Genomic DNA, 602 nt, shown 5'->3' with positions numbered 1-602 from the left:
AAGCCAGGCGGCGTAAACGCTTCAGTTGGCCGCTTAGACCGAGGCTTTTTCGGCCAGCACCATGTAGTTGACGTCCATGTCCCTGGATTTCTGCCAGCGGTCGGCCAAGGGATGATAGATCACGCCGGTCCGGTCGACGATGGTCAGCCCCGCCGCGCCAAGCGCCTTTGCCAACTCCTCCGGCCGCACTAGCTTGCCGAACTGATGCGTGCCGCGCGGCAGCCAGCGCAGCACATACTCGGCGCCGATGATGGCAAGGCCAAGCGCCTTCAGCGTGCGGTTGATGGTGGCGACGAACATGATGCCGCCGGGCCGCACCATCTCACTGCATTTGGCGACGAAGAGATCGACATCGGCGACATGCTCGACCACCTCCATGTTGAGGATGACGTCGAATGTCTCGCCGGCGTCGGCCAGCGCCTCGGCCGTGGTGGCGCGATAGTCGACATTTACGCCGGCTTCGGCCGCGTGCAGCTTAGCGACCTCGATGTTGGTGGCCGAGGCGTCGGCACCGACCACTTCCGCGCCAAGCCGTGCCATCGGTTCGCATAAAAGCCCGCCGCCGCAGCCGATGTCGCGGAAGCGCAGACCCTCGAATGGCC

General features: G+C 64.6%; 1 protein-coding gene. It reads right to left on the bottom strand.

Annotation, left to right across the window (positions count from 1 at the left end; translation table 11 throughout):
- Positions 1-33 precede the first annotated feature (33 nt).
- Positions 34-602: bifunctional 2-polyprenyl-6-hydroxyphenol methylase/3-demethylubiquinol 3-O-methyltransferase UbiG (gene ubiG, locus EOA60_RS36240; protein ID WP_128312791.1), on the bottom strand; the 569-nt coding region annotated here is incomplete at its 5' end.

This window comes from Mesorhizobium sp. M1A.F.Ca.IN.020.06.1.1, from assembly GCF_004023265.1.
In the GTDB taxonomy this organism is placed as follows: Bacteria; Pseudomonadota; Alphaproteobacteria; order Rhizobiales; family Rhizobiaceae; genus Mesorhizobium.
This window is presented reverse-complemented; position numbering and strand designations above follow the sequence as displayed.